This window comes from Erwinia sp. MYb416 (assembly GCF_037479575.1).
In the GTDB taxonomy this organism is placed as follows: domain Bacteria; phylum Pseudomonadota; class Gammaproteobacteria; order Enterobacterales; family Enterobacteriaceae; genus Erwinia; species Erwinia rhapontici.
Window position 1 is genome coordinate 1 of sequence record NZ_JBBGYT010000012.1, and the last position, 2,481, is coordinate 2,481.

Consider the following 2,481-nt stretch of genomic DNA (forward strand, 5'->3'; position numbering starts at 1 on the left):
CCATAAAGGCGCACAGAAAAATGGCCTGCAACAGCCACGCGTGCTCGGCTGGGATGCCAGCGGTATCGTGCTGGCCGTGGGCAGCAAGGTCAGTGGTTTTAAAGCGGGTGACGAAGTCTATTACGCAGGCGACATTACCCGCCCGGGCAGCAATGCCAGCCAGCAGTTGATTGATGCGCGGATTACCGGCCATAAACCTCGCTCACTGGATTGGGCAGAGTCTGCCGCCCTCCCGCTGACTGCACTGACAGCGTGGGAAGGCCTGTTTGATCGTCTGCAACTGGAAAGTGCCACAGCAGGCAAAACGCTGCTGATTGTGGGCGGCGCAGGTGGCGTCGGATCACTGGCGATCCCACTGGCTAAATTGCGCAGCAAAGTGACGGTGATCGCCACAGCATCTCGCCCTGATTCCGCGCAGTGGTGTCAGGATCGCGGCGCCGACCTGGTGATCGACTACCGTGATATGCCCGGAGAACTCGCGAAGCACGACATCAAACAGGTGGACTACATTTTCTGCCTGAACGATACCGATGGTCACTGGGAAGCGATGAGCAAACTGATCGCGCCGCAGGGACATATCTGTACCATCGTCGAAAACGAGAAGCCGTTAAACATGGATCAGCTGAAGCTGAAAAGTGCCGCGCTGCATTTTGAATTTATGTACACACGCAGCATGTTCACCACACCGGATATCGCCCGTCAGGGAGAGATTCTGGAGGCCACCGCGAAGCTGCTGGATGACGGCAAGCTGGCAGGCTCACTGAGCAAAACCCTGCATGGGCTGAGCGTGGAAACACTGTCTGAAGCTCACCAGCGGGTACTGGAAGGCCATATGCGTGGCAAAGTGGTAATAGTGTATTGATGGATGTATGGGCGTGTTAAGCGCCCAGCACAGTGGCCCGAAACAAGCACAGAGCATCAGTGTATATCCAACTCAAAGGCGATGCTCTGCATCCTTACAGGATGGTAATTCTTATTATTCCACTTCCTTCGAACTTACCCGCCACTGGGTTTCTATTCGGCATATATGTCGATTTAACATTCACTGTCATGCTTGATTTATTGATATTCAGCGTTTCATTGTAACGCAATTTTTTTCCATCTACGTCAAAGGTTAACCGGCAAGATGAGCCCGTACCGCAGGATGTGTAGTTACGGGTTTTACCCGACACCGGGGTACTACCTATTAATTCAACATTCACATAAGCATTATCATTTTCACAGGTTATATTCAATGGATATACATTCGAAAAATATTCAAAAAATAATGGTCTAACTTCAATGTCACCATGACTCAATGTAATATCACTGGTATCAAAAATACACTTTATCCTATGGGTATAAGTCACAGGGATTGACATTTTATTAAGTGCTTTGTTCAATATAGCCCCCATACGCTTCGAGATATTACCATAACTTCCTGCGTATTTATTTTCTTCAACACCCCATACCATGGGAATACTGAAATGATATACTCCAGGATCCGCTTGTTTTGAGGACACAGTTAATGACCCAGTAAGAACCCCTTGTGATGGAATATTCCATCTATATTGTTCCCCGGCATAAAAACAACCGCCGTACTCCGAGGAAGGCTCTGTTACCTGAGAAAAAGGTACCAGCATATCCTCATCAGAACCACCAAGCTCAGAACCGCGATAAGGACCACCCGCTCCGGCGGAGTTCATGGTAAGGCTCCATCTAAGCCCTTGATAATTCCCTTTGGATGGGTACATTATCCACTGCGTCGTGATTTTTTTTGTTATATTCGTGAAATCGACACACTGAGAATCAATAGCTATCATGGGCGTATTGCCAGATACAGGTGACACCGTAAAATCTGAATAGAATTTATCATTATCAAGCGGGTCAATGTGTATTTCGGGTTTTGAACCTGCCTTGCCTCCCCACACTATATTGTTGTAACCCGCCATGGCATCTGAGCAGAATATGGAAAAGGTCAAAGCTAATATGCCCATGAACTGATTTGATTGACTGGAAAGATCCATTTAAACGTGACTCCCTTAAAGTATTAAATGCTGATTACAAATAGCTGAACGTCATGGTGGCCGAACCCGTGTAACTACCTACTAATATTTTCTTGCCAGCAATTCTGAAAAGTTTCGCCGTTATAGTAAGATTAGACTGAGAAGAATTCACATTCGTTAACCCTGACGTTATTTTATTCTTGTAAGGGTCACCGCCTAGAACTATTTTTGCTCCCTGTGAAGCAGCGTTTCCCTGATAAAACTCCACACCTATTGCACTTTCCCCTCCTTCATCACGACGAAGGGTTAATATGTCACTTGGCGCCCCCGGCAAGCTGGGACCACTTATCGTTAAGTAAGGTTCCCCCCAGTAATAACCACAATCAATACGGTAAGTATTTTGTTTAAATACTGGTTTTTCATTCGTGTAAGCATCATTTATTTCTCCAAAGGGAAAGTCTACATATGCTAACACCTCTATGCTACAGGGTGGGAT

Annotated in this window: 3 protein-coding genes; 1 reads left to right on the top strand and 2 read right to left on the bottom strand. The window is 46.8% G+C overall.

All coding sequences use genetic code 11. The features are described 5' to 3' along the window. A partial coding sequence (locus WH277_RS00080; protein WP_339503632.1) for a zinc-binding alcohol dehydrogenase family protein occupies positions 1–862 on the top strand: 862 nt, incomplete at its 5' end. 94 nt (positions 863–956) lie between these two features. Here the strand turns inward: WH277_RS00080 and WH277_RS00085 are convergent. Continuing rightward, positions 957–2,006, bottom strand: coding sequence for a hypothetical protein (locus tag WH277_RS00085; RefSeq protein WP_339456969.1), 1,050 nt, complete (start codon positions 2,004–2,006; stop codon positions 957–959). A 34-nt stretch (positions 2,007–2,040) separates the two neighbouring features. Further along, a partial coding sequence (locus WH277_RS00090) for a hypothetical protein (RefSeq protein ID WP_339503634.1) occupies positions 2,041–2,481 on the bottom strand: 441 nt, incomplete at its 5' end.

Coding starts and splice junctions, on each gene's coding strand:
- WH277_RS00085 (WP_339456969.1), bottom strand. CDS start 2,006: ATGGATCTTTCCAGTCAATCAAATCAGTTCATGGGCATATTAGCTTTG.